Origin of the sequence: Flavobacterium facile, from assembly GCF_036321945.1 — a bacterium.
Lineage (GTDB): Bacteria > Bacteroidota > Bacteroidia > Flavobacteriales > Flavobacteriaceae > Flavobacterium > Flavobacterium facile.
The window spans coordinates 528,730-553,670 of record NZ_JAZAYT010000035.1; the positions used below are offsets into that span (position 1 = coordinate 528,730).

General features: G+C 30.7%; 23 protein-coding genes. 10 read left to right on the top strand and 13 right to left on the bottom strand.

Features of this window, described 5'->3' with window-relative positions; genetic code table 11:
* Nucleotides 1–27: 27 nt before the first annotated feature.
* Entirely contained in the window at nucleotides 28–441 is a 414-nt protein-coding gene (locus UEQ13_RS14910; protein ID WP_329807134.1) for a single-stranded DNA-binding protein, read from the top strand.
* Between the two features lie 115 nt (nucleotides 442–556).
* On the top strand, nucleotides 557–1,108 hold the full coding sequence (gene gldD, locus UEQ13_RS14915) for a gliding motility lipoprotein GldD (RefSeq protein ID WP_329807135.1): 552 nt from the start codon (nucleotides 557–559) through the stop codon (nucleotides 1,106–1,108).
* A 2-nt stretch (nucleotides 1,109–1,110) separates the two neighbouring features.
* Here the strand turns inward: gldD and UEQ13_RS14920 are convergent, their stop codons facing one another.
* The 10 genes from UEQ13_RS14920 to UEQ13_RS14965 all read right to left on the bottom strand — a co-directional run bounded on the left by UEQ13_RS14920 (nucleotide 1,111) and on the right by UEQ13_RS14965 (nucleotide 13,319).
* Nucleotides 1,111–1,503 carry a response regulator gene (locus UEQ13_RS14920; protein ID WP_329807136.1) on the bottom strand — a complete coding sequence of 131 codons (393 nt, stop codon included), beginning with the start codon at nucleotides 1,501–1,503 and terminating at the stop codon, nucleotides 1,111–1,113.
* A 26-nt stretch (nucleotides 1,504–1,529) separates the two neighbouring features.
* The gene (locus UEQ13_RS14925) at nucleotides 1,530–3,161 is read right to left on the bottom strand and encodes a GAF domain-containing sensor histidine kinase (protein WP_329807137.1); all 1,632 of its coding nucleotides are present in this window, start codon (nucleotides 3,159–3,161) and stop codon (nucleotides 1,530–1,532) included.
* A 189-nt stretch (nucleotides 3,162–3,350) separates the two neighbouring features.
* Entirely contained in the window at nucleotides 3,351–3,665 is a 315-nt protein-coding gene (locus UEQ13_RS14930) for a hypothetical protein (protein ID WP_329807138.1), read from the bottom strand.
* Nucleotides 3,666–3,676: 11 nt separating this feature from the next.
* Entirely contained in the window at nucleotides 3,677–3,811 is a 135-nt protein-coding gene (locus tag UEQ13_RS14935) for a hypothetical protein (protein WP_329807139.1), read from the bottom strand.
* A 25-nt stretch (nucleotides 3,812–3,836) separates the two neighbouring features.
* Entirely contained in the window at nucleotides 3,837–4,658 is an 822-nt protein-coding gene (locus UEQ13_RS14940; RefSeq protein ID WP_329807140.1) for an SDR family NAD(P)-dependent oxidoreductase, read from the bottom strand.
* A gap of 12 nt (nucleotides 4,659–4,670) precedes the next feature.
* Complete coding sequence (gene mtgA / locus UEQ13_RS14945) at nucleotides 4,671–5,417, bottom strand: monofunctional biosynthetic peptidoglycan transglycosylase (RefSeq protein ID WP_329807141.1); 747 nt, start codon at nucleotides 5,415–5,417, stop codon at nucleotides 4,671–4,673.
* Nucleotides 5,418–10,082 carry a fibronectin type III domain-containing protein gene (locus UEQ13_RS14950; protein WP_329807142.1) on the bottom strand — a complete coding sequence of 1,555 codons (4,665 nt, stop codon included), beginning with the start codon at nucleotides 10,080–10,082 and terminating at the stop codon, nucleotides 5,418–5,420. It lies immediately after the preceding gene.
* Nucleotides 10,083–10,087: 5 nt separating this feature from the next.
* Complete coding sequence (locus UEQ13_RS14955) at nucleotides 10,088–11,200, bottom strand: NAD(P)/FAD-dependent oxidoreductase (protein ID WP_329807143.1); 1,113 nt, start codon at nucleotides 11,198–11,200, stop codon at nucleotides 10,088–10,090.
* Between the two features lie 31 nt (nucleotides 11,201–11,231).
* Complete coding sequence (locus tag UEQ13_RS14960) at nucleotides 11,232–11,999, bottom strand: DedA family protein (RefSeq protein WP_329807144.1); 768 nt, start codon at nucleotides 11,997–11,999, stop codon at nucleotides 11,232–11,234.
* Nucleotides 12,000–12,065: 66 nt separating this feature from the next.
* The gene (locus UEQ13_RS14965) at nucleotides 12,066–13,319 is read right to left on the bottom strand and encodes a dicarboxylate/amino acid:cation symporter (RefSeq protein WP_329807145.1); all 1,254 of its coding nucleotides are present in this window, start codon (nucleotides 13,317–13,319) and stop codon (nucleotides 12,066–12,068) included.
* Nucleotides 13,320–13,496: 177 nt separating this feature from the next.
* On the opposite strand from UEQ13_RS14965, the gene UEQ13_RS14970 reads away from it, so the two are divergent.
* Together UEQ13_RS14970 and UEQ13_RS14975 are read left to right on the top strand one after the other, a co-directional pair.
* Nucleotides 13,497–15,398 (top strand): S9 family peptidase, encoded by a 1,902-nt coding sequence (locus UEQ13_RS14970; RefSeq protein WP_329807146.1) that lies wholly within the window; start codon nucleotides 13,497–13,499, stop codon nucleotides 15,396–15,398.
* 89 nt (nucleotides 15,399–15,487) lie between these two features.
* Nucleotides 15,488–16,696 (top strand): BaiN/RdsA family NAD(P)/FAD-dependent oxidoreductase, encoded by a 1,209-nt coding sequence (locus UEQ13_RS14975; RefSeq protein ID WP_329807147.1) that lies wholly within the window; start codon nucleotides 15,488–15,490, stop codon nucleotides 16,694–16,696.
* A gap of 54 nt (nucleotides 16,697–16,750) precedes the next feature.
* Here the strand turns inward: UEQ13_RS14975 and UEQ13_RS14980 are convergent, their stop codons facing one another.
* Together UEQ13_RS14980 and UEQ13_RS14985 are read right to left on the bottom strand one after the other, a co-directional pair.
* Entirely contained in the window at nucleotides 16,751–17,293 is a 543-nt protein-coding gene (locus UEQ13_RS14980; RefSeq protein WP_329807148.1) for a hypothetical protein, read from the bottom strand.
* Nucleotides 17,294–17,376: 83 nt separating this feature from the next.
* Entirely contained in the window at nucleotides 17,377–17,856 is a 480-nt protein-coding gene (locus tag UEQ13_RS14985; protein ID WP_329807149.1) for a TspO/MBR family protein, read from the bottom strand.
* 89 nt (nucleotides 17,857–17,945) lie between these two features.
* Here UEQ13_RS14985 and mvaD point away from each other — a divergent pair, with 89 nt between their 5' ends.
* The 6 genes from mvaD (at nucleotide 17,946) to UEQ13_RS15015 (ending at nucleotide 22,482) form a co-directional block, all read left to right on the top strand.
* Entirely contained in the window at nucleotides 17,946–19,031 is a 1,086-nt protein-coding gene (gene mvaD, locus UEQ13_RS14990; protein WP_329807150.1) for a diphosphomevalonate decarboxylase, read from the top strand.
* A 30-nt stretch (nucleotides 19,032–19,061) separates the two neighbouring features.
* The gene (locus UEQ13_RS14995; RefSeq protein WP_329807151.1) at nucleotides 19,062–19,286 is read left to right on the top strand and encodes a hypothetical protein; all 225 of its coding nucleotides are present in this window, start codon (nucleotides 19,062–19,064) and stop codon (nucleotides 19,284–19,286) included.
* Entirely contained in the window at nucleotides 19,283–19,573 is a 291-nt protein-coding gene (locus UEQ13_RS15000) for a type II toxin-antitoxin system RelE/ParE family toxin (RefSeq protein ID WP_329807152.1), read from the top strand. Before UEQ13_RS14995 ends, UEQ13_RS15000 begins: the two co-directional genes overlap by 4 nt.
* Before the next feature lie 5 nt (nucleotides 19,574–19,578).
* Nucleotides 19,579–20,517 (top strand): mevalonate kinase family protein, encoded by a 939-nt coding sequence (locus tag UEQ13_RS15005; RefSeq protein WP_329807153.1) that lies wholly within the window; start codon nucleotides 19,579–19,581, stop codon nucleotides 20,515–20,517.
* A gap of 87 nt (nucleotides 20,518–20,604) precedes the next feature.
* Nucleotides 20,605–21,525 (top strand): geranylgeranylglycerol-phosphate geranylgeranyltransferase, encoded by a 921-nt coding sequence (locus UEQ13_RS15010; protein ID WP_329807154.1) that lies wholly within the window; start codon nucleotides 20,605–20,607, stop codon nucleotides 21,523–21,525.
* Nucleotides 21,526–21,606: 81 nt separating this feature from the next.
* On the top strand, nucleotides 21,607–22,482 hold the full coding sequence (locus UEQ13_RS15015) for a pseudouridine synthase (protein WP_329807155.1): 876 nt from the start codon (nucleotides 21,607–21,609) through the stop codon (nucleotides 22,480–22,482).
* 57 nt (nucleotides 22,483–22,539) lie between these two features.
* On the opposite strand, the gene UEQ13_RS15020 is transcribed toward UEQ13_RS15015, so the two are convergent.
* Complete coding sequence (locus tag UEQ13_RS15020) at nucleotides 22,540–24,891, bottom strand: endonuclease (protein ID WP_329807156.1); 2,352 nt, start codon at nucleotides 24,889–24,891, stop codon at nucleotides 22,540–22,542.
* Between the last annotated feature and the right edge of the window lie 50 nt (nucleotides 24,892–24,941).

Consider the following 24,941-nt stretch of genomic DNA (forward strand, 5'->3'; position numbering starts at 1 on the left):
AGTATTTTTGATAAAAAGATACAAGCCATGAACGGTACATTAAATAAGGTTATTCTAATAGGACATTTAGGAGACGAAGTAAAAATGCATTATTTTGATGCGCAAAGTTGTATTGGGCGATTTCCTTTAGCAACAAATGAAGTGTATATCAACAAATCTACAGGTGAAAAAATCACTTCTACAGAATGGCATAATATTGTGGTGCGAAATAAGGCCGCGGAATTATGTGAAAAATACCTTTCTAAAGGAGATAAAATTTACATTGAAGGTCGTATTAAGTCACGTCAATGGACAGCTGATGACGGAACTACAAAATATACAACTGAAATTCAAGTTACAGAATTCACTTTCTTAAACACGAAAAAAGATTCAGATTTATCTAAAGCACCAACAACCAATCCACCAAGTTCTAAAGATGTGAATTTTGATTCGCTAGAGTAATTTTTTAGATTTTTTAGAATTGATTATAGATAATAGAAAGAATATAGAGAATAGGTTTTAAAGATAATTTGTCTTTTTCTGTTTTCTATGTTCTTTTTTAATAAAATAAACCAAAATGAAAAGTTCCCTTTTTTTTACCATATTGTTTCTTTCCTTGCTTTCTTGTGGCGATGAAAAAATGCCAAAACCAACTGGGCAATTAAGTTTAGAATATCCACCAGCAAAATATAAGAAATTTTCAAATTCTTGTGGTTTCGATTTTGATAAAAACGAATTGACAGAAGTAAAAGTAACCTCTAATTGTGGATTGGAGATTCATTATCCAAAAATGAAAGCTACGGTGTATTTGACTTACAAACCGGTTCAAAATAATTTAGAAAAACTACTTACTGACGCGCAAAAATTAACCTATGAACACGTAATTAAAGCCAATGATATTGCGGAGCAACCTTATGTGAATTTAGACAGAAAAGTATACGGAATGTTTTATCAAGTAGGAGGGAATGCTGCCACTAACGCGCAGTTTTATGTGACAGATAGTACTAAAAATTTCGTAACAGCAAGTATGTATTTTTATTCAAAACCTAATTTCGATTCCATTCTTCCTGCTGTAGATTATATTAAAAATGATATGAAGCAAATTATTGAATCTATTAAATGGAAATAGTTTTAATGTTCTAATTTTTGTAAAAAATCAATAGCAGAAATAGGTTTCGAAATGAAATTTTTAACGTATTTGTGTTTTTTGGATTTGTTAATTTCAGTAGAATCAATAGATGAAGAAACCATATAAATATTTAATTTATCTTTAAAATTGTATTTTTCTAAGGCTTTTAAGAATTCCCAACCATCTAAAACGGGCATGTTGATGTCCAGAAAAATAATATTTGGCATTGGTTCATTATTGTTTTCTTTCTCAATTAAAGCATCTAAAGCTATTTGGCCATTTTCAAAGTTTAAAATCGTTTCAAATTTACCAAGTTTAAGTAAAATTTTTTTAAACAGCAGCACAAAAACAGGATCGTCATCTATTATGTAAGCAAGGGAATAGTTTTGTGTCATCTATTTAGGTTTGAATTAGCAAGCAGTTATAAAATTAATTTGAAGACACTTCCTTCGTTAAGATTGCTTTCCGCTTTAATAGTTCCGCCTAAAACATTTACTTTGTTTTTAGTCATAAAAAGCCCTAAGCCAATAGCGTCTGGATTGTTATGAAAAGTTTTATACATTCCGAAAATCTTATCTTTATTTTTAATCAAATCAATACCAATTCCGTTATCTTCAATTAGAATAACTGTTTTTCTTTTTTCTTTTTGAGCTGAAATTTTAACAAATGGTTTTCTTTTTGCTGATTTATATTTTATGGCATTAGAAATTAAATTTGAAAGTATACTCTCAAAATAAGTGGGAATGGTATTTAGTTTTAAATCAGTAGAAATGTCAATTTCAATAGTAATTTTTTCTGAATCAATTTGTTCTTCAAAAGTACTAAGAATTTTGTTTATTTCTATCAGAATTGAAATTTCTGTTTTGCGCTTTTTTGAGGTAAACTGAAGGTCTAAAGTTTCGTTTAAATGCGAAATGGTTTCTGAAAGTTTGTTGTTGCTCTGTTTGAGTAATTTAAAGTATTCTTTTTGTTCTGAAAAGTCTTCTGTGTCTTCAATTAAATCAATTAACATAGTCATATTACTCGTGTTGGAACGAATATTATGAGATACAATATGTGTAAAATCGGCTAATTTAGCATTCAAATCTTTAGAAAGAGAAAAGAGTTTATTGGCTTTTTCTTCAGCTGATTTCATTTGCGAAATGTCCCGTGAAATGATTAAGTATTTGGTGTAATTTCCTTCTTCATCATACAAAACACTAGCGGCATCTTCTCTCCAAAAATATTTTCCATTTTTTCCTCTGACTCTAAATTGGTATTTGAAGTATTTGTTTTTTTTGGCTAAATTGCTGTAAATATATTCCTTGGTAGGTTTTTCATCTTCTTTATGCATGTAATGAAAGATGTCGTAAGTGGTAAAAGTGGTTATTTCTTCTTGGTTAAAACCTAACATTTCTGCATAAGATGGTGAAGCATAAGTTACATGATGGTTTTCAATTAAAACAAATCCATCATTGGAGTTTTCGGTGATTAAACTTATTTTTCTTTCGGTTTCTAATAATTGTTTTTCAACTTCACGTCTTTTTCCTTGTTCAATCATTAGATTTAAAATATCACATAAAGAACGTGAAAATGCTAAATCAGATTCAGACCACACGCCGTTCTCTTTATTGTGTTCACAACAAAAAACTCCAATTAATTCACCGTCTTTTCTGATGGGTAAATCGAGCATATTTTTAATTCCATATGGAATTAAATATTCGTCTTTAAGTTCTTGTGTGTGAATGTTTGTATGCACATTATCGGCAATAATGGCAATTCCATCTTTTAATGCTTGAAAGTAAATGGGAAAATCATTTGAAAATAATTTAGCCCCAAAACTATGAACTCTTGTTGTAATATCAAATAGATCTTTGCAAACTAAATTATGTTTTTCAATTTCCCAATAACTGGCTCTTGTTATGTTTAAACCTTTAACGGCAGTTTCAGTAATTGTTTTGTAAATTTCTTCAATGTTATTATAATCTAAAAATGAAGATTTGTACATTTTAATTAGTAAATTAAAATGCTGATGATTAAATAATAATCCGTCATTAATTTCACTTTTAGGCATATGAAATAATTAGTTTAAATAAATTCCTTATAAAATTAGTGAAAATATCTTTAACATATTTTATTTTAAAGTGAATTTTCTGATAAGAAAAAAGGATTTTTTTAGATATTAAATTTTAGTTTGAAGCAGTTAAATATAAAAACTATTAACAGAAATAAATTAAGTTCTGATAAGAGTTGTTGTGCGAAATTATTTTGCTACTTCAGATAGTTTTATCGTTTTGCCACACATTTCTGAAGTTATTTTGAAAATTACATTTCCTTTTTTACCTTCATTTGCCCAGCGCACTTCTTTTCCAATATTACAACCAATACTAGTTTTGGAACCTTTGTTTAAAGATACAAATCCGGTTCCAGTATGAATGCTTATTTTCTCTTTTGAGTCGTTAATTAAAGAAAAACTAGATTCAATGTTTTCTGATCTAATAATGGCATTGTTTTGTTTGATGTTTACTATATTCAATCCAATAATTGAAAAATAGAAGGTTAATAAAAGTGCTTTCATAGGTATAGTATTTAATTTTTAATAATTTTATGATTTCCAACTTGTTCTGATTCTAAAACTAATAAATAAATTCCAGTTGGTAAGTTTTGAATTGGCAAATGCTTGTTTTGAGTTGCTGAAAGTAACTTTCCATCAAATGAAAGCAATTTTATTTTCTAAAACCCTTCTTTTTTAAAATTTGCCAAAGACAGATTTTCTAATTACTGCGTTGAAAAGTTTGTATCCTAAAATGTAACGTAATATTCTCATGAAATTCGCATCAAAACCTATAGTATATCTTCTGAAATTTTTGTTTGGATTTGAAGCAATTGCAAATAACTTTTCTACGATTTGTTGCGGTAAATCGGCGTTTTTTCCGGATTTTTTTTCTAATAAATCTGAAATTTTATTCATTAGTTTATTGTACGAATCAATTTCTGTTGCATCAGATTTTACCACATTTTTTTGAAAAGATGTTGGTGCATTTCCAAATTGAACGGTTGAAACACTAATTTTAAAATCAACCAATTCATACGCCATGCATTCCGAAAAACTTTCCACTGCTTGTTTTGTAGAATGATAAAAGTTCCCAAGTGGTAAATTTACCAATCCAGCAACGGACGTAATATTTATAAATTGTCCGAATTTTTGTGTTCTAAATGTTGGAATAAAAGCACGGCATATTTTTACGACTCCTAACCAATTAACATTTACAATAGTATCTATTTTTTTATCTTCAGAAAGTTCTACGAAACTTCTGTAGCCCATTCCGGCGTTATTAATTATGGTATCAATTTTGGGATGATTCTGTAGTATTTTTTCTGTTGCCAAAGCGATACTTTCAGTTGAAGTGACATCCATTTCATAGCAAAATATATTTGGTATGTTTTTGAAATCTTCACCTTCGCTTGCAAAAAGTAATGTGGCTATAACGTTCCAGTTATTTTTAGCAAAATACAATGAAGTTTGTTTGCCAATTCCACCACCAGCACCAGTTATTAATACAGTTTTCATCTTAAGATTTTATTAATATTTTAATTTAGTCATTAAAATATATCGGGCAATTTTTGCTTGTTTGTTACTAATGTAAGCAGAACCATTAGGTTTAAATTTTCTCGGGTTTGGTAAAATAGCAGCAATTCCTGCAGCTTGCATTCGCGTTAAACTTTTGCAGTCTCTGTTGTACCAATGTTGTGTTGCGGCTTGAGCGCCATATATACCGTCGCCCATTTCGATGCTATTTAAATAGACTTCTAAAATGCGTTCTTTTCCCCAAATGAGTTCAATTAAAAAAGTATAATACGCTTCTAATCCTTTTCGGATATAACTTCTTCCTTGCCAAAGAAAAACGTTTTTAGCGGTTTGTTGCGTGATTGTGCTTCCGCCTTTTAATTTTCTTCCTTTGAAGTTTCCAACTGCGGCTTTTTGTATGGCTTTAAAATCGAAACCACTATGTTCGAAAAAACGTCCATCTTCACTAGCAATTACTGCTTTTTGTAAGTTTTTAGAAATATCTTCTAATGGCACCCAATCGTGTTGGGTTTCAATGTCTTTTCCATCTGCAGAATTTTCAAAATAACGAATCGCCATTAATGGAGTAAATGGAACAGGAACAAATTTATATAATACTACAAAAAACAGACTGATAATATTAAACCACATAAAAGCCTTCCAGAAGAAACGCATGAATTGACCGAAAAATCCTTTTTTTTCAGTGCTTTTAGGTTTTGTTGGTTTTGCTTTAGGTTTTGGAGTTGTTTTTTTTATTGCCATTTATTCTTTAACTATTTTTACCGTTTTTGAGTTGTTTTCTAAATTAAGTTTTAATAGATAAATTCCTGTAGGTAACTTATCAATATTAATTTGAAAATCATTCATTTCGATTGTTTTCTTTTCAATTGCTTGACCACTTATATTTGTAATTTCATAACTATTAATAACATCAAAATTATGAATATTGATTAAATCTTTTGTTGGATTTGGGTATACTTTTAAATTCTTAAAACTAAATTCTTCAGAACTTAAAAAATTAGTAATTTCTATGTTGTCAATTATAGCATTGTCACCTGTTCCACTTCCTGATTTTCCAATGTGTTGTAATGAGATATAAACATCATCATTTCTGTATGCTGATAAATCAAATTCATGTGTAAGATAACTATCAGAATTATTAGTTGTTGGCATAATAATATTTCCAACTTGATTTCCATTTACTACAACTCTAAACAAAGATTCGTTATTGTTGGTATTGAAAGTTTGTTTTAAATCAAATTTTAATACTAAAGGATTTACTGTAGGCGCATTTATTTTGAAATTTATTTTTGATATGCTTGATTGATTTTTTCGCCAATCGCTTCCGTTAAAATTTTCAATTATTGTTGTTCCACCATTCATTTTTAATTTTAAATTCCCTAAAATAGTTGTTTGTATAATATTTGAATTTGTAGCTTTTTCTAAAATCAATTCATTATTAGTGAAGTTGTTGTTGTAAATTACAGGATTACTTATTAGGTTACTATATCCTTCAACAAGATTGAAATTGTCTAAAACAATATTGCTAGTAGCTGATCCACTAGTTGTTGTTATAAGAAAAGTAAATGTTCCGTTTTCAATTGGTGTGTAGAAAAATGAATTTGTATTGTAATCGTATTCGCTAAGAATTCCATTTCTTGACAAACTAGATTCCATATAATGGGTCTCATTACCTTTTCCAACTGAAATACTAATTCCTTGAGAATCATATTCGTATGCTTTTCTCGCGTCGATGCTAAATTTATAACAGACACCTGCAATTAAATTAAATGATGGAGATGTTATAGTTGGTTTTCCGTTTGAATTACACCATATATATGATGTATCACCATTACCGGTTAAGAGTTGGTCAGGATTATAAAATGAATTTGAATAAATAGTTTGATTAGTGTTTTTGGATATAAAACCTGGTGTTAAAACGTTCATGCATGATGGTAAAATATTAGTTCCATAAGCACTTAATTGATTAAAATTTTCCAACCAAGGAATTGAGTAGGGCTGACAAGTAGTTTTGATTATTTTCGGTCCAATTAAGTCGGAATTATTTCCATTACAAATGGTATGAAAGTAAAAATCATAAGTGCTTGATTCGTTTAATCCTGAAATTAAAATTTCATTTTGAGTAGTAGTTACTATTTGACCACTTCCAATAGTGAAACCTTGAATTCCATATTCTATTTGTACATTTTCTCCATTTAAATTATCCCATTTAATGTTTGTTGCGGTATTAGTAATACTTGAAAATTGAATGTTAACGGGTTCTTTACATGTATTTATAGTTGAATATTTAAAATCATCGATACTAACTGATTGAACGTTATTTGTTGTTAGTTTTCTATCAACTTTAATTGCAATCATTTTGTTCGAACCTGTATAACTTGAAAAATCTACTAGAATTTCTTTTCCATTCAACGGAATGTCTGTTAATTGAAATTGTTGAAATGCTTCAAAGGTATTTAAATCTAAAGGATTGCTTATTGTGCCTACTGTTATTGGTTTGTTAGTACTGAAAACCCAAAATTTAATTTTTTTGTTATTATCAAAATCTGCTAAATATGGAGAAATAAGAAACATGTCTTTCTCTGTATTATAATTTGTTATATATGCAGCATTTGGTGAACTTGTATAATTATTTATATGTCTACTAGTTACTCCACCTCCCATGCTTTGGTTGGAATCTGTATTAATTGTCCAACAAAAGTTTGTTAAATACTCATAATTAGTGGCGTTATATTGGTCGAAATTTTCATTAAATGGACTGTTAACATAACATGATAATTTAAAACTATATAATTCGCTCCAATTAATTGTGCTTGAACATAAATTTCGGACTCTAAATTGGTAACTCGTATTAGTTGTTAATCCAGATAAAGTAAATGGTTTAGTTGTAGTGGAAACAAGAGTTCCGGTACCAGGTGTAAATCCGACTGGCCCATATTCAATTTCGCAATTTATTGGATTATTATTATTATTGGTGTTCCAATTTAATAGTACACTGTCAGAATTTGTTTGTGTTGCGCTTAATGAACTTGGTTTAGTACAATCATTAAGTAAATATTCAAAGTCATCAATATAAAATACATTGTTTGAAGTTGTAGTGTTTACTAATCTAATACCAATAAATTTATCAGAGCCATAATATTCGGAAAAATCAACAACATACTTATTCCACTGGTTTATGGTTAAATTCGTTGTGATGTTTTTGTATGGAGTAAATGTTAAATAATCATCTGGATCTGAAAGTGTTCCTACCTGAATTGCATTTACAGTAGTTGAAGATAAATATCCCCAAAATGAAATTATTCTTTCATTGTTTAAATCAGAAAATCTTGGGGAAACTAATATTTTTTTAGAAATATTATTTAAAACATGATAGGATGAGGTATGATGTACTCTGATTGATTTACTTCCCGAATGTGTTTGATTATTTACAGCAGGTACATAAGATATTTGAGAATCAGCTGAAAAGAAGTCTTCTCTAATTGGTGCTGTTAATCTAGACCAACAAGTATTGGTATCGAAATTTCCACTTTCAAAATTATCGGTATATCCAATTGTAAAACCTTCACATTTTGATTTAAATGTGCCTCGATCTGACCAATTACTATAATTAGTTCCGCATTTACTTCTTACATAAAAATCATAAGTAGTATCAGGTAATAAATTAGTTAAAGTAGTTGGATCTGTAATTGTAGTAATTGTTGTTCCTGAGCCAATAGTAAATCCACTAATTCCATATTGTATTTCCCATTGACCAGTATTGATATTGTTGTAATTTTCCCATTTTACAACAGCTGAATTATAGGTAATTTTTTCATTTTGTAAATTTACAGGTTCTTTACAAATAGGTGTGTTTTCATATTTGAAATCATCTATATGAAAAATAGAATTATATTGTGAAATATCGCCTCTAATAGCTATATAATTATGATTTAAACTCGTGTTATAATTGTCAAAATATACAATATGTTCTTTCCAATAGTTGTTTACTTGAAATCCATTAACTTCATTCATTTCAAGAGGCGAAATGGTTTTAATTGGAACAAATGTTGTAGCGTCATTTGGATTGGACATTGTCCCAATTGTTAATGTGTTTTCAATATAATCACCATTCCCATCAGATACTAAATAAAATTTGATTCTTTTATTAGTATCTAAATCATTGATATAAGGTGTTATTAAATAATTTGCTTGGGTTGTAGAATTTTGTTGTATTCTGATGTACTTGCTTCCTGTTCTTGCGGTTACATTTGTGTTTCCACCAATCGGAGCTTGATAAATACCATTATTTATCAATTTCCAACATGGATCTATATAAGGTTTTTCTAGAAATGAAGTTTCATAACCTGCTGAAATTTGAGAACAGACTGTTGAGAATGATTGTATTGGTGTCCAATTTGAATATAGATTTGGAGCACAGTTTGCTCTTACTTTAACTTCGTATGATGTATTTCCGGTTAAATTTTGTAGAATATAAGTATTGCTATTTACTGTAAAAGTTTCAGTTATATTGTTGGTAACATTTTTTAAATTTATCTCCCAAGAATTTTGTGCAACATCCGCATTAAAGTTTATTGTGGCATTGTGTTCATCAACGTTAGTAACATTTAAATTAGTGTTATCGAAACAATTTACAGATTGCTCATAACTAAAGTTATCAAAATAAACATCACCACCATTACCATTAGTTTTAATTGCAATGTAATTATCTGAACCTGTATAGTTATTCATAAATACTTCAACTTTCTGAAATGAAGGGCCTTGAAGTGTTACAGTTTTTAAAGGATGAAAAGTAGTTTGGTCGTAAGGATTAGACATAGTTCCTAAAACGACACTATAACTTCCTTGATAACCATTACCATAAATTGAAAATTTCTTGTCCGTTGCTAAATCTGAAATCTTAGGGGAAACTAGCAGTGAGCCATAGCCTGACTGCCAAAAACACAATAATGATTTTCCAGTATTTCCATAGGTGATATAATTACTTTCAATAATATTAGAATTATTTAATGCAGTTGTGTTTTGTAATCTATATCCTCGCCAACCTTCATCTAAAGCAGAAGTATCAAAATTAAAATTATAGCCTGTTGTTTTAGGTGCAATTGTTTGATAGGAGCTATTTGTTGTGTAGTCTGAACCCCATGTATAGTACCCAGCAATATTGTAATAACCAACACTTATGTCCCAAGATATAAATGGATTGAGTTTTATTACTGCACTACTTGAGTTTTGGATTTGTGGACCTTGTATGTAGTTTGATGTTCCAGTTGGCTTATATTTATAAGACCACCACATACCAGAGATTCCGTTAATTGTAAGATTTCCGGAAATATCAAAAGTTGCTGTTTGTGAAAAAGCAATATTAGTTAATAATAATAATAAAAATAATCGTAAAGTTTTTTTCATGAATTTTATATTAAATCTGCTAATTCTTGTCCGATTAAGCTGCCAATGGCAACGCCCATTCCACCCATTCTGACACCGCAATATACATGGTTGCTAATTTGTTGTACAATTGGTTTTTTTGAATTTCCAATGCCCATAATTCCGCTCCAGCGATGTTCAATTTCAAAAGGAGTGTTAGGCAAAATTACATTTTTTAGTAAATCTTGCAAGCGATTTTGAATTATTTCAGTAGTTTCTAATGTAGTTGTGGTTTCGCCTTCAAAATCGAGGTTTCTTCCACCGCCAAAAAGGATGCGATTGTTAATGTTTCTAAAATAATAATACCCTTGATCTAAATGAAATGTTCCTTTGATATGTAAATTTTCTATGGGTTTCGTTATTAAAACTTGTGCTCTAGCTGGTTTGACTTCATTATTTGTCAATTCCGCAGCGAAACCATTCGTAGTAAAAAGTAGTTTTTTGGTTTTAAAAGTTACGTCGTTTGTTATAATTTCTACACCATCATTCAAATCTTGATGTTTTGAAACCGTTTGATTGTTTAAAATAAGAATATTGTTTTGAATGGCTTTTTTTAATAGCGCCTGCATCATATTTCCTGTGTCAATTTGACCTTCAAATTCATTGAAAATTAAATATTCAAAGGTGTTTTTGAAATCAAATCTATCGAAAACTTTTGAGTACACTTCCGACTTAAATAACGGACGAACAATATCGTTTATGAAAGGAATTTTGGAAATGCAATCGTTGTAAAGGGCTTCGTCTTCTTTTAAGAACAATTCGTAACCACCAAAAGGTTTGTAGTTTATGGCTTCGTCACCTAAGTTTTTACGAAGTAATTGTAAACCCGAAAATCTTTTTTGAATTAATTGTATGACTTCTTCTTCAGAATGCGATTTTAAATCGTCAATAATTTCAGATACACTTCCGAAACATGCAAAACCAGCATTTTTGGTGCTCGCACCTTGCGGTAAAATGCCTCTTTCTAAAATTAAAATCTTAGCATTAGGAAATCGTTCTCTCAAGCGAATTGCCGTATGTAAACCGACAATTCCGCTTCCAACAATGGTGTAATCAACATTGGAGAACCAATTTTTTATTTCCCAATAGCTTAATTGCATAACTTATTTTTCTAAGAGAAATTAGTTCAAACTACTCATCGCCAGTTTCATCAAGACTTTCTAATTTCTTGTTTTTTATTGCTTTCATTACTAAAGGTAGCGTTGTAGCAACAACTAAAATAATGATAATTTTTTCGATATGATGTTTTAAATCGATATCAAATCTTTCTAAAAATAAGCCATATAAATAGTGACCAGAGAAAACTAAAATAAATGACCATAAAATAGAACTCAATACATTATAAAACATGAATTTGCTTTTTTTCATGTGAACAATTCCAGCAATAATAGGTACGAATGTTCTAACGATTGGTAAAAAACGCGCGAAAACTATCGCCACACCACCATGTTTTTGAAAGAAACTTTCTGATTGGTATAAGTATTTTTTCTTGAAGAAAAAGCCATCTTCTTTTTGATATAAATTTTTCCCATAAACAGATCCAAACCAGTATCCAAAAATATTTCCTATAATTCCAGATAGTGCGATTAAAGTCGCGACTATAAACACAGGTGAATAACCTTGTGGTAAAAACGTTAAAGGTGCTGATAAACCTTCAGCATATATTCCTGATAAAAACAACAAACTATCTCCAGGAAGAAAAAACCCAATGAACAAACCTGTTTCAGCAAAAATGATAAATAAAACTACGTAAATCCCAATAGGAACACCACCTAATTCTAAATTAATATAAAATTCTGGATTAAAAAGTTGTGTCCATTTAAATTCTTGGTCAATTTCTTGAGCTTGTATAAAAAAGTTCGATTTTAAAATATTGAATAGGTCTGAATTAAATTTCATTTGTTTTATTTTTTTAGCGGTAACTTATGTATCGCTATTTATTTTCCGTGTTTATTTTGAAAACCTTTAGTCGTTAGCGATTTCATTATTCGCTTCGTGTTTCGATTCCCATTTATCAATTGCTGCTGTTGAAAGTGCGTTTCCTAATACATTTGTCATACTTCTTGCCATATCACAAAAATGGTCAATTGGTAAAATTAAAGCGATTCCTTCTGGCGGAATACCAAACATCGCACAAGTAGCAACCACAACAATTAATGAAGCTCTTGGAACTCCAGCGACTCCTTTACTAGTTAGCATTAAAACCAAAAGCATGGTAAGTTGTTCTGGCACCGTCATTTCAATTCCGTAAACTTGAGCAATAAAAATACTGGCAAAGGTCATGTACATCATACTTCCGTCCAAGTTAAAAGAATAACCTAGAGGTAATGTGAACGATACGATTTTAGGTTGACAACCAAAACGCTCTAATTCTTCTACCATTTTCGGGAAAACCGCTTCTGAACTTGTAGTTGAAAAAGCAATTAACAAAGGACTTTTAATTCGTTGTAACAATACAAATAATCGTTTTCCTAAAATGATATAGCCAACAGTCAATAAAATCAACCAAAGCACAATAATTCCGACTAAAAACGCACCTAAATATTTAGCGTAAAGTTCAAAAACTTCAAAACCGTGTTTCGCAATTGCGCTGGCAACCGCACCTAAAACTCCTAATGGCGCCGTCCACATAATGTATGAAACCATTTTTAAAACTACATGAGCCGTTGTGTCTAATAATTTGATGATTGGTTTTGCTTCTTTTTTGCTGAATGCTGCCAAAGCCACACCAAATAAGATAGAAAAAATTACAATTTGTAAAATTTCATTGGTGGCAAATGCTTCAAACAAACTACGAGGAATAACGTGTTTTACGAATTCTTCTAAGGAGAAACCTTTAGAGTTTTCTAGTAATTCTGACGCCGCAGATGTGTCATCTAATTGTATAGAAGTTCCTTTCCCTGGTGCGAAAAAATTCACCAAAACCAATCCTAATAATAACGAAATTAAAGAAGCAGAAATGAACCAAGCCATGGCTTTTCCTCCAACTCTTCCGACCATTTTCATGTCGCCCATTTTAGCAATTCCAACTACTAAAGTGGAGAACACTAATGGCGCAATAATCATTTGAACCAAACGAATGAAAACAGTACCAAGTAATTTTATGTTTTTTGAGAAAGAATCAATTGAATCAGGATACTGATAATGTACAATTCCACCTAAAGTTACACCAATAATTAGTGATATGATGATTAGTATGAATAGTTTATTATTTTTCATAAAAGTAAATTTATTTTTTAGAAGTAGATATGAATTGCATCGCCTTTTATTTATGGGTATTTGAATTAACAAACTTCCATTTGTGGCGATTTTAAAACATATTTATTTTAGAGCGTGAAAATAGTTATATTTTTTCAAAAAAGTGCTACTTTTAACCTCGTTTTAAAATTTATAAGTATGAAAAAATATATTTTCTTCATTTTCAGTGTAATAAGTATGAGTTCAAATGCGCAACAAATCATGACGCCAGAAAAATTATGGCAATTAGGTAGAGTTACTCCAATTGGTATTTCTAAAGATGGGAAGTCATTAATATATAAAGTTGGAACGCCAAATGTTCAAGAAAATAAAATAAATTCTAAATATTTTTCAGTACCAGTTGGTGGTGGAAAAGAAACACTTTTAGAATCAATAGAAGGGTTAGTAGTTGATAAAAATATTTCTAAAGATGGTTCTAAAAAATTAGTTGATAAAGCCGTAAAAGTTGAAAAATTATTAGGTTCAGATTTGTATCCAGAATTATCTAAAACTACGGCGCAAGTCTATGAAAGTTTAGATTATCGTCATTGGGATACTTGGAATGACGGAACGCATAATCATGTTGGCTATTCTGAAAATAAAAAAGATGCAGCTTTCATAGATATCATGCCAAACGAACCTTATGATTCTCCTCAAAAACCGCATGGTGGTGATGAAGATTATATTTGGTCGCCAGATGGAAGTAAAATCATTTATGTTTGCAAGAAAAAAGCAGGAACAGCTTATGCTACAAGTACAAATACCGATTTATATGAGTACGATTTAGCTTCAAAAACAACTAAAAATTTAACAGAAAGTAATTTAGGTTACGATACACATCCATCATTTTCACCACAAGGCGATTTGTCTTGGTTGCAAATGAAACGCGATGGCTTTGAAGCCGATAAAAATGATATCATCGTTCGTTTTAAAGGAATGGATATTAATTTAACTGCGGCTTGGGACGGAACGGTTGAAAGTTTTGTTTGGAGTAATGATGGTAAAAAAGTCTATTTCATTGCGCCAGTTTTAGGAACAAAACAATTGTTTGAAGTTAATTTTCCTGGTGTAACAAGAATTGCAGTTACAGTAAGACAGTTAACTGATGGTGATTTTGACGTAAATGGAATTGTAGGTTTTACAGGAACTTCAGTTTTAGTAACAAAAACAACTCACAACATGGCAACTGAAGTGTTTTCATATGATTTAAAAGCAAAATCTTGGAAACAAATCACACATGTAAATGATGAAGCGTATTCAAAAATTGCAAAATGTACTTCAGAAAAACGTTGGGTAACAACAACTGATGGCAAAAAAATGTTGGTTTGGGTAATTTTACCTCCAAATTTCGATAAAACAAAAAAATATCCAACCCTTTTATATTGTCAAGGTGGCCCGCAAAGTGCTTTATCGCAATATTATTCTTTCCGTTGGAATTTTCAAGTAATGGCCTCTCAAGGTTATATTGTGGTAGCACCAAATAGAAGAGGAATGCCTGGTCATGGTGTAAAATGGAACGAACAAATTTCAGGAGATTGGGGCGGACAAGTTATGGACGATTATTTATCAGCCATTGATGATATTTCTAAAGAATCGTATGTAGATAAAACCAGAATTGGTGCTGTTGGTGCGAGTTACGGCGGATATTCAGTATTTCAATTAGCGGGAATTCATAAGAACAGATTTAAAACTTTTATTTCTCATTGTGGAATTTTCAATACAGAAAGTATGTACGGAACTACAGAAGAAGTTTTCTTTACGAACTGGGATTCTGGAGGAGCATATTGGGAAAAAGATAATAAAATCGCACAGAAAACTTACAATGAATTCAATCCAATTAAATTAGTAAACAATTGGAATACATCAATACTAATTATTCAAGGCGGAAAAGATTACCGTGTGCCAATCGGACAAGGACAAGAAGCTTTTCAAGCCGCACAATTAAAAGGAATCAAAAGTAAATTTTTACTATTTCCAGATGAAAACCATTGGGTGTTAAAACCTCAAAATGCTTTAGTTTGGCAAGGTGAATTTTTCAAATGGTTGAAAGAAACGCTTTAAATAAAAATGTTTCAAGTTTCAGGTTTCAAGTTACAAAAACCTGAAACTTGAAACTTGAAACTTGAAACAAATAACTTGAAACAAATTTTATGCAATCATACAACATCATAATTATAGGCGGTGGCGCAGCCGGTTTCTTTGCAGCGATAAATATTGCAGAGAAAAATCCGCAACTTAGTGTGGCGATTCTCGAACGAGGAAAAGAATGCTTAACTAAGGTTAAAATTTCTGGTGGTGGGCGTTGTAATGTCACACATGCGTGTTTCTTGCCCAACGATTTAGTCAAATTTTATCCGCGTGGCGAAAGAGAATTAAAAGGTCCGTTTTCGCAATTTTGTTCTGGTGATACCATTGATTGGTTCGAAAAACGTGGCATCGAATTAAAAATCGAAGAAGACGGAAGAATGTTTCCAATTACGGATGATTCTCAAACCATAATTGATTGTTTCGAAAAAGAAGTAAAGAAATTAGGAATCAAAGTATTCACTTCGCAAAGTGTACAATCTTTATATTTTAATAAAGATGAACAATGGAAAATTGAAACCCAACACGATGTTTTTGTAGCCGAAAAAATTGTTGTAGCCACTGGAAGCAATCCTAAAATTTGGGAAATGATGCATCAAATGGGTCACGAAATTGTAGAACCTGTTCCTTCATTATTTACGTTCAATATTACCGATAAAAGAATTAAAGATTTAATGGGACTTTCGGCGCAAGCCAGTATCAAAATTAAAAATTCTAAATTAGCTGCTTCCGGACCTTTATTAATCACACATTGGGGACTTTCAGGTCCAGGAATTTTACGACTTTCCGCTTGGGGAGCCAGAGAATTACATGATAAAAAATATTGTTTCGCTTTGCTAGTTAATTGGCTGGATGAGGTTTCTTTTGATGAAGCTGTTGAAAAATTAAAAGACATAAAAGAAGAACACAATAAAAAGCTAATTGGTAAATTTTGTCCGTTCGACTTCCCAAAACGTTTATGGGAAAATATCGTTACGGCTTCTGATATTGCTTTAGATTACAAATGGGCTGAGGTGACGAACAAGCAAATTAATAGTTTAGCGAGTCAATTAACGCAAGCCGAATTTCAAGTCAACGGAAAAAGTACATTTAAAGAAGAATTTGTAACCGCTGGTGGAATTGATTTAAAAGAAATTAATTTTAAAACCATGCAAAGTAAAATCTTGCCAAAAGTATATTTCGCTGGTGAAGTGGTCAATATTGACGCAATTACTGGTGGATTCAATTTTCAGAATGCTTGGACCAGTGGTTTTATAGTTGCTGAAAATATTTAAGAAAAATAAAGCATAAAAAAACCTCGATATTTTCGAGGTTTTTTTGTTTCTAATTTAGACTTCTCTTCCACCTTCTAAGGTGTTTTGCCAATCTTTTAATTCTTGCCATTTGCCTTCGTAAGCCAGTTTAGATTGTCGTGGCCAAGTATTTGGATCGTGAACATTATATCTTTCTCCAGCTTTGCTTAATATTTCTCGTAATCTATCTACAGAAGTTTCTCCTAACGCTTTCCAAGTTAAAATACCTGATGTTTTAAATAATTCTTCGATTTTCGGACCAATTCCTTCTACAATTTTCAAATCATCTTGTTTGTATGATTTTCCATAAACTGCTTTTGCAGCAGCGGCATCAAAAGTAAAATTCGAATTGCTTTCATTCGCGTTTCCAACAAAATTACTTGCTTTTGCAGAGGTGTTCAGTTTTAATGTATCAATTTCTGCTTGAAGTTTAGCGTTTTTTTGTTTGCAATTGTCTAAATCTAATTTCCATTTTTCATCAGAATTTCCACCAGATGAACCAGAAGATTTTTTACCAATTAAGTAGCCAACGATTCCAAAAATTAATCCTATTAATGCAAATTGTAAATAATAATCCATAATTGAAAGTTTTTGTGTTTGACTTCCAAAAATAAGAAATATTTTAATTAAATGGTTAAAATTCAGTATATTATAAAAAAAATTTAGAAATTATTTAAATAATATATACTAAATGTTAGTAAAGTCGCGAAGGAAACCCAAGCAATATATGGAATAAATAATTTTGCCGCAGTTGCATTTATTGGTTTGAATAATTTATAGCATTCTAACATAACCAATAGCAATAAAATAATTTCAATTGAAGCTAATAATAGGTTGTGTAAGCTAAAAAATAAATAAGACCACAACGCATTCAATCCTAATTGAAGGATGAAAAATTGTAAGGCCACTTTTACTTCTTTCTGTTTGTTTTCAATTTCGTTCCAAATTAATCCAGCCGCAATTCCCATGAAAATGTAAAGCATCGTCCAAACCGGTGCAAAAATCCAATTTGGCGGATTAAAAACTGGTTTTACAAGTGTTGGATACCAAGTAGTAATAGAAGATTGTGTAATTTTTCCAGAGAAAAAACCAACAGTCAAACAAATAATGATACAGTACGAAATTCTTAAATATTTTTTCATTTGAAAATTTTATTCAAAGATATCTAAAAGTTATGACTTATGCTTCTGACTTCTAACTTCCTTTTCTATCTTTGTGAAAAATATTTTTTATGTATTCTAATTCTGATTTTATTCTTTCCAATTATAATTCATTAGAAACTGCTTCTTTTTCATGGAGTGCGCCAAGTAATATCGCATTGGTAAAATATTGGGGAAAAAAGGAAAATGGAGACCAAATTCCAGCAAATCCTTCTATAAGTTTTACTTTGAAAAATTGCAAAACGATTACGTCTGTAGCGATTACTTCGAAAGTAGAGAAAGAAAATTTCTCGTTCGATTTACTGTTTGAAGGACAGCCAAAAGAAGATTTCAAGCCAAAAATTCAAAAGTTTTTCGAAAGAATTTATATTTATTGCCCTTATTTAAAAGACTATCATTTCACAATTGATACACAAAATACGTTTCCTCATAGTTCTGGAATTGCTTCTTCTGCTTCAGGAATGGCAGCAATTGCTATGAATATTATGAGTTTAGAAAAAGCCATAAAACCTGAAATTTCAAATGATTATTTTCATGCAAAAGCTTCTTTTTTAGCGCGATTAGGTTCTGGTAGTGCTTGTAGAAGTATTATCGGAAATGTAGTAGCATGGGGAAAAAATGAAACCATAAAAAACAGTTCTGATTTATTTGGTGTAGAATTTACTAACATTCATTCAAATTTTCATAATTTTCAAGATACGATTTTGTTAGTCGATAAAGGTGAAAAACAAGTTTCAAGTACGGTCGGACATAATTTAATGCACAATCATCCATTTGCCGAACAACGTTTTGAACAAGCGCACGACAATATTGCGAAAATTGTTACGTTATTAGAGTCTGGAAACGTATCGGAATTTATGAGCTTGGTTGAAAGTGAAGCCTTGACTTTACACGCCATGATGATGACATCAATGCCCTATTTTATTTTAATGAAACCCAATACATTGGAAATTATTAATAGAATTTGGAAGTTCAGAAACGAAACGCAAACTCCAGTTTGTTTTACCTTAGATGCAGGTGCAAATGTACATGTTTTGTATCCTGAGAATGTAAAAGAAAAAGTGTTGCAATTTATTCAGGACGAATTAGTTGGCTATTGTCAAAATGGTCAGTATATTTGCGATGAAATTGGAAATGGCGCACAAGATTTAAAATAATTTTATATCTTTACGTAAAGACGATCAAAAATGGATATTCAATTAGAAAAATTAGAGTTGATGAAATTGTTGTTGGAAACAGAGAATCCTTCAATCATAAAATCTATAAAAAAAATTTTTCAGAAAGAACGAAAAGATTGGTTTGATGATTTGCCAAATTATGCGAAAGAAGGAATTAATGAAGGTTTAGAAGATATAAAAAATGGACGAGTTCATTCTTACGAAGAAGTAAAAAATGAATTAGGCTGGAAATGAGAAAATTACAATTCTCAAACAGAAGTTTAAAAGAGATTAAAAATATAGTAGAGTATTTAAATTCAAAATGGTCTGAAAAAACAAGTAAAAAGTTCTTAAATAAATTAAAAGAAAATATTGATTTGATTCAGATAAATCCTGAATTGTTTCCAATTTCTGAATTTGAAGAATTAAGGAAATGTGTAGTTTCAAAGCAAACCACTGTTTTCTTTATTATTGAAAAGAATAAAATTTATATTGTTTCAGTATTCGATACCAGACAAAACCCAAATAAAATAAAAGAATAAAACATATGAAAGGACCACTTTTTTACTCAAAAATATTACTCTTCGGAGAATACGGAATCATTCAAGATTCTAAAGGACTTTCTATCCCATATAATTTTTACAAAGGCGCACTGAAGTCAGATGAAAATCCGACAGAAGAAGCCAAAAAATCAAACCAAAGTTTAGTGAAGTTTGTCGCTTATTTAAAGCAAATGCAAACAGAACAACCTGAGTTGGTAACTTTCAATATTGATGTTTTACAAAACGATGTAAACGACGGAATGTATTTCGATTCTAGTATTCCTCAAGGATACGGAGTGGGAAGTAGTGGTGCTTTAGTCGCGGCTATTTACGATAAATATGCTACGAATAAAATTACCGTTTTAGAAAACTTAACTAGAGAAAAATTATTGCAATTAAAATCCGTTTTTTCTAATATGGAATCATTTTTCCACGGGAAAAGTTCTGGTTTAGATCCATTAAATAGTTATTTAAGTTTACCAATACTTATCAATTCTAAAGATAATATCGAAGCAGCTGGCATTCCGAGTCAATCGGCTACTGGAAAAGGTGCTGTGTTCTTATTAGATTCAGGAATTGTTGGAGAAACCGCTCCAATGGTAAATATTTTCATGGAAAATTTAAAAGACCAAGGTTTTAGAAAAATGCTAAAATCGCAGTTTATAAAATATACCGATTCTTGTGTGGAAAACTTCTTACAAGGCGATATGAAATCGTTATTTAAAAACACTAAGGAATTATCTAAAGTGGTTTTAAGTAATTTCAAACCAATGATTCCAGAGCAATTTCACCAAATTTGGCAAAACGGAATTGAAACCAACGATTACTATTTAAAATTGTGTGGTTCTGGTGGTGGCGGTTACATTTTAGGTTTCACGCAAGATTTCGAAAAAGCTAAAGTATCATTAAAAGATTATAAATTAGAAATGGTTTATCAGTTCTAAAATTTTGTTTAAAGTTTCAAGTTTAACGTTTTTTTTATTGCGTTAATTTAACTTGAAACTTGAAACAAAATAACTAACTAAAGAAAAATGCTAAGCCGCAACTCTAAATTATTACTTACTAAAATCTTCAGTTTCTTTTCTGTGGTTCGAGGTTATAATGTATTTGTAATCGCGCTTGCACAATATTTATCTGCGATTTACATCTTAGCTCCAGAAAGAAGAGCCTTAGATGTTATTTTGGATTGGAGATTATTTCTATTAGTAATAGCTTCTACTTTTGCGATTGCTGGAGGTTATATCATCAATAATTTTTACGATGCGAAAAAAGACATCATCAATCGTCCAAAAAAATCCTATTTAGACAGATTAGTAAGTCAAAAAACGCAACTTCAGGTCTATTTTACTTTAAATTTCTTCTCGGCTTTATTGGGTTTTATTATCTCTTGGCGAGCGGCATTGTTTTATTCTGTTTATATTTTCATCATTTGGTTTTATTCGCACAAGCTGAAAAAAATTCTACTTGTTGGTAATATTACGGCATCTTTATTAGCAGTTTTGCCTTTTTTCGGAATTTTGATGTATTTCAAGAATTTCTATCATGTGATTTTTGCACATGCCATATTCTTGTTTTTGATTATTTTAATTCGTGAAATGATTAAAGATTTAGAAAATATTGAAGGCGATTTATCTAACAATTATCAAACTATTCCAGTGAAATTTGGAGAGCATTTCGCAAAGAAAATTATTTCATTATTATTAGTATTTACTGTTGTTCCCGTGTATTTTCTTATAAACGTGTACGATGTAGGGTATATGGATATTTACTTTTATGTCAGCTACATTTTACTTATTATTTTTGTTTTGAAACTTTGGAAATCGGAAGGGAAAGTAGATTATATAAAATTACATTTCTTGTTGAAAATTATTCTTTTATCAGGTGTCATTTGCATTGTTCTAATTAAACCAACTGTCATTGAAAACGGACAAAAGTTACTGTTAATTAAGTAATTAATGAATTTTAGATGGACTTCTAATTTCAAATTTCGTACTTCTAACTTAAATTAACTACCTTTGCAAAAAAATAATAGCATGAGAAAATCGTCAGGAGCGAAAAGAAGCGGTAAAACTTCAGAAAGTAAAAAACCAGATTTTAAGAAAAACGAATCAGGAAAATCATTTTCTTCAGAAAACAAGCCTGCTCCAAAGTTCAATAGAACAGACAAACCTAAACAACAAGTGGTTAAGATTAAATCTGATAAAGATGAAATCAGATTAAATAAATATGTAGCCAATTCAGGTGTTTGTAGTCGTAGAGATGCGGATATTTATATTCAAAGTGGTAATGTTAAAGTTAATGGAGAAGTAGTTACAGAAATGGGTCACAAAGTGAAATTAACCGATGTGGTTAATTTTGATGGCGTGAACATTACTCCAGAGAAAAAAGAATACATACTTTTAAATAAACCTAAGAATTTTTCAACTGAGAAGAATGATCAAGGTGCAAATAACGTTTTGCAATTGATTAAGTCACCTTCAAATGTTAGATTAGAGCCAATCGGAAGAATGGATAAAACTACAACTGGTTTGTTATTGTTTACAAATGATCCAGATATGGTTAGAAAATTTACGACGCCAAATCAACGTTCTTCTAAAATTTATCAAGTGACTTTAGATAAGAATTTGAAATATGAAGATTTAGAGAAAATTCAAAATGGTGTGACTATTGAAGGACATAAAGTTTATGTGGAAGAAGTGACTTTTATTGAAGGTGAAGCTAAAAGTGAAATTGGTGTGAAAATGAAAACTTCTAACGTAAAAGTGGTAAGAAACATTTTCGAACATTTAAAATACAATGTAATTAAATTAGACCGTGTTGTTTTTGCAGGATTAACCAAGAAGAATTTACCAAGAGGTAATTGGAGAGTCTTAACAGAACAAGAAGTGGTAAATTTAAAAAATAACTAAGAAGAATAAGAGTTTTAAAAAAAAGTCCTGATATTTGTTTATCAGGACTTTTTTTGTTTAATGAATTATCTTATTGAGTATTTTAGTTCCATTTTTTAAAGTGATTTCTAAAAGTAAAACTTGATTGTTTTTGTTTAATTGAATTTCAAAATTGGTTGTGTTGCCATTCTGTTTTTTAATTTCTTTTCCTAAAACATCATAAACAATAACTTGAGAAATTTCTTTTTGAGAAGAAGAAATTTTAATCGAGTTTTCATCTGAAATAGAAATTACATGGTTTTCTTCAACAATTATGTTTTTATCTTTTTTATATACGATTTCAAATCGGTTATTGAAAATTCCTTCTTCAGACATGAAATAATAAGGTTGAGATAAATCTGAAATGCTTCCTGTTGAATTGTCTTTTAAATATACTTTTTGAGAAGTAAAAACCCCTTCTTTGTTTTCGAAAAAGACAGCATACAAACCTTTGTTTTTGATTTTTAATCCTAAATAAACAACGTCGTTTTCTGAAAAGTTGCCTTTTCCCTGAATCACATATTTTTCCTCGTTTAATATTGAATATAACATGGAATCATCGTACTCGAATATTTTTCCATCTATACCTAAATCAAAATCATTTGTGGCTTTTTCTGTATATCCAACAAGAATTTGATTGTAGTTTTTGTCTGAACTGGATAAGTTTAATCGGAATTTATCATCACTATTATTTTGTTTAAAAAACTGAGTATTCATAGTGTTGTAGCGCAAAGCATTATGAAACCAAACATTTTCATTTTCTGAAGTGTAAAGGTAAAATCCTTGACCAGGTTTTATAGAGCCTTCAGGAATTGCTCCGCCCGCAGCTGAAGCCACTCCGCCCAAAGTGGTGTAAGAAGCAAAATTATTTACAGTGTAAATTCCACCAACGGCTTGACTAGTATGTGTCCAAAAGTATAGGTTTTCAACAGTTCTATTCGTAGCAATAAAATGACTTCCTTCAATAGACGCTGCATAAGGATTTCCAACTAAATTATATCCTAATTGAATGGGGTTGAAATATTCTCCATTATTTGGAATACCAGTAAATTGCCCATTGTAAGAACTTGCAGTAGAAGCCGACCAAGTATTAGGACTTCTAATTAAATAGCCTTTTCCGGTTGTGAAATTATTTGTTGAAGGGTTAATTGCAGTGTATGCGGTTGGAGTAGTTGTTGCACCTGGATTGTAGGTGTAAAATCTATTTGTTAATGTTTGTGGAGAAAAACTCAATAAATTTTGATTTGCCACAGGAGAAGACCAAGCGGTATAATCTAAACGTAATATGTTTGCGCTATTTTTTAAAACCGTAATATTTCCTGTATTTGTACTATTATTAATTTGAACTAGGTTAGCATTGTTTTCAACTGTAAAATTCGCGGTTGAAGCTACATTAATTCCTCGTACAATTGTAAAAACATGGTTAGTTTGTAGGATTACTTGTGCGGTTCCTGTAATATCTAAACTACAAGCATCTAAATTACCTGATGAGGTATAATTGCCTGAAATTATTGATTTTACGTTTTTATTTGGCACTCCGTTATTCCAAGCCGTTCCGTTCCAAGTTGTTGTTGTCGGACAAGTTAAAATGTTCCAAGCATCAGGCGATTGTGGCCCGTTCCAAATCATTGTGGCTAAATAGGGATTGTCAATAAACGGATTTCTATTTCCTTGAATACCTTCTAAAACATTGTTTCTTGTTTTTTCAAACTGACTAACTGGATCTTCTTCATTCCATTCTAAAAAGATATCTGGCATATCAACATTATATGTAGTAGTTCCGCTTCCAACATTTGTAGCTAAACATTGAGTAGGATATCGTAGATACATATACATCATCATTCTAGCTATATCACCTTTCCATTCATCGCCTGGATACCAATAAATACCTACATTTCCAGCATCACCTTCACCGTCTGCATACAATCTGTTACCTCTGTCTGCATTAAAAGTAACATCGGCTGCCCTTATGTGGTGTGCGTCTTCACCAGCATCACTGCTAGCGCCACTACCGCCATCAACTAGAGCTGGAGTTCCAAGTGATTTAGCATAACAATGTTCTCTGTTCCATAATAAAGCACACAAACTAGTTCCGCTACAAATGTCGTTTATGCCTCTGTTTCTGTCGTTTACAGTATTGCCATCAAAATCATTATATCCATAAACAAGAATAGCTTTTGTTGCATCATTCGGGTTTTTGTCAGCTGCTTTAAGTGCATTCCAAACTCCAGGAGAATAACTAATTTTTGTGGTATGTGTAGTTGTGATTAAATTTCCTAAAGCGGTTTTTAAGGTATTTCCACTTTGAGTAAAATCAATTGAACTATAGTAAGCAGGTATTTGTGCAAAACTAAAGTATGAAATCAATAATAAAAATAAATATTTCTTCATTTTATTTGAATTTGAGGGAATGCAATGTATGATTTTTTTTTAAATTTTTA

What these genes read in the sequence shown, in the direction of transcription:
- mvaD (WP_329807150.1), top strand. Translation starts at nt 17,946, where the DNA reads ATGTATTCTAATTCTGATTTTATTCTTTCCAATTATAATTCATTAGAA.
- UEQ13_RS14985 (WP_329807149.1), bottom strand. Translation starts at nt 17,856, where the DNA reads ATGAAAAAATATTTAAGAATTTCGTACTGTATCATTATTTGTTTGACT.
- UEQ13_RS14965 (WP_329807145.1), bottom strand. Translation starts at nt 13,319, where the DNA reads ATGAAAAATAATAAACTATTCATACTAATCATCATATCACTAATTATT.
- UEQ13_RS15000 (WP_329807152.1), top strand. Translation starts at nt 19,283, where the DNA reads ATGAGAAAATTACAATTCTCAAACAGAAGTTTAAAAGAGATTAAAAAT.
- UEQ13_RS14930 (WP_329807138.1), bottom strand. Translation starts at nt 3,665, where the DNA reads ATGAAAGCACTTTTATTAACCTTCTATTTTTCAATTATTGGATTGAAT.
- UEQ13_RS14975 (WP_329807147.1), top strand. Translation starts at nt 15,488, where the DNA reads ATGCAATCATACAACATCATAATTATAGGCGGTGGCGCAGCCGGTTTC.
- UEQ13_RS14955 (WP_329807143.1), bottom strand. Translation starts at nt 11,200, where the DNA reads ATGCAATTAAGCTATTGGGAAATAAAAAATTGGTTCTCCAATGTTGAT.
- UEQ13_RS14980 (WP_329807148.1), bottom strand. Translation starts at nt 17,293, where the DNA reads ATGGATTATTATTTACAATTTGCATTAATAGGATTAATTTTTGGAATC.
- UEQ13_RS15020 (WP_329807156.1), bottom strand. Translation starts at nt 24,891, where the DNA reads ATGAAGAAATATTTATTTTTATTATTGATTTCATACTTTAGTTTTGCA.
- UEQ13_RS14995 (WP_329807151.1), top strand. Translation starts at nt 19,062, where the DNA reads ATGGATATTCAATTAGAAAAATTAGAGTTGATGAAATTGTTGTTGGAA.
- UEQ13_RS14920 (WP_329807136.1), bottom strand. Translation starts at nt 1,503, where the DNA reads ATGACACAAAACTATTCCCTTGCTTACATAATAGATGACGATCCTGTT.
- UEQ13_RS14970 (WP_329807146.1), top strand. Translation starts at nt 13,497, where the DNA reads ATGAAAAAATATATTTTCTTCATTTTCAGTGTAATAAGTATGAGTTCA.
- UEQ13_RS14950 (WP_329807142.1), bottom strand. Translation starts at nt 10,082, where the DNA reads ATGAAAAAAACTTTACGATTATTTTTATTATTATTATTAACTAATATT.
- UEQ13_RS14960 (WP_329807144.1), bottom strand. Translation starts at nt 11,999, where the DNA reads ATGAAATTTAATTCAGACCTATTCAATATTTTAAAATCGAACTTTTTT.
- UEQ13_RS15005 (WP_329807153.1), top strand. Translation starts at nt 19,579, where the DNA reads ATGAAAGGACCACTTTTTTACTCAAAAATATTACTCTTCGGAGAATAC.
- UEQ13_RS14940 (WP_329807140.1), bottom strand. Translation starts at nt 4,658, where the DNA reads ATGAAAACTGTATTAATAACTGGTGCTGGTGGTGGAATTGGCAAACAA.
- UEQ13_RS14925 (WP_329807137.1), bottom strand. Translation starts at nt 3,161, where the DNA reads ATGCCTAAAAGTGAAATTAATGACGGATTATTATTTAATCATCAGCAT.
- UEQ13_RS14910 (WP_329807134.1), top strand. Translation starts at nt 28, where the DNA reads ATGAACGGTACATTAAATAAGGTTATTCTAATAGGACATTTAGGAGAC.
- UEQ13_RS15010 (WP_329807154.1), top strand. Translation starts at nt 20,605, where the DNA reads ATGCTAAGCCGCAACTCTAAATTATTACTTACTAAAATCTTCAGTTTC.
- UEQ13_RS15015 (WP_329807155.1), top strand. Translation starts at nt 21,607, where the DNA reads ATGAGAAAATCGTCAGGAGCGAAAAGAAGCGGTAAAACTTCAGAAAGT.
- gldD (WP_329807135.1), top strand. Translation starts at nt 557, where the DNA reads ATGAAAAGTTCCCTTTTTTTTACCATATTGTTTCTTTCCTTGCTTTCT.
- mtgA (WP_329807141.1), bottom strand. Translation starts at nt 5,417, where the DNA reads ATGGCAATAAAAAAAACAACTCCAAAACCTAAAGCAAAACCAACAAAA.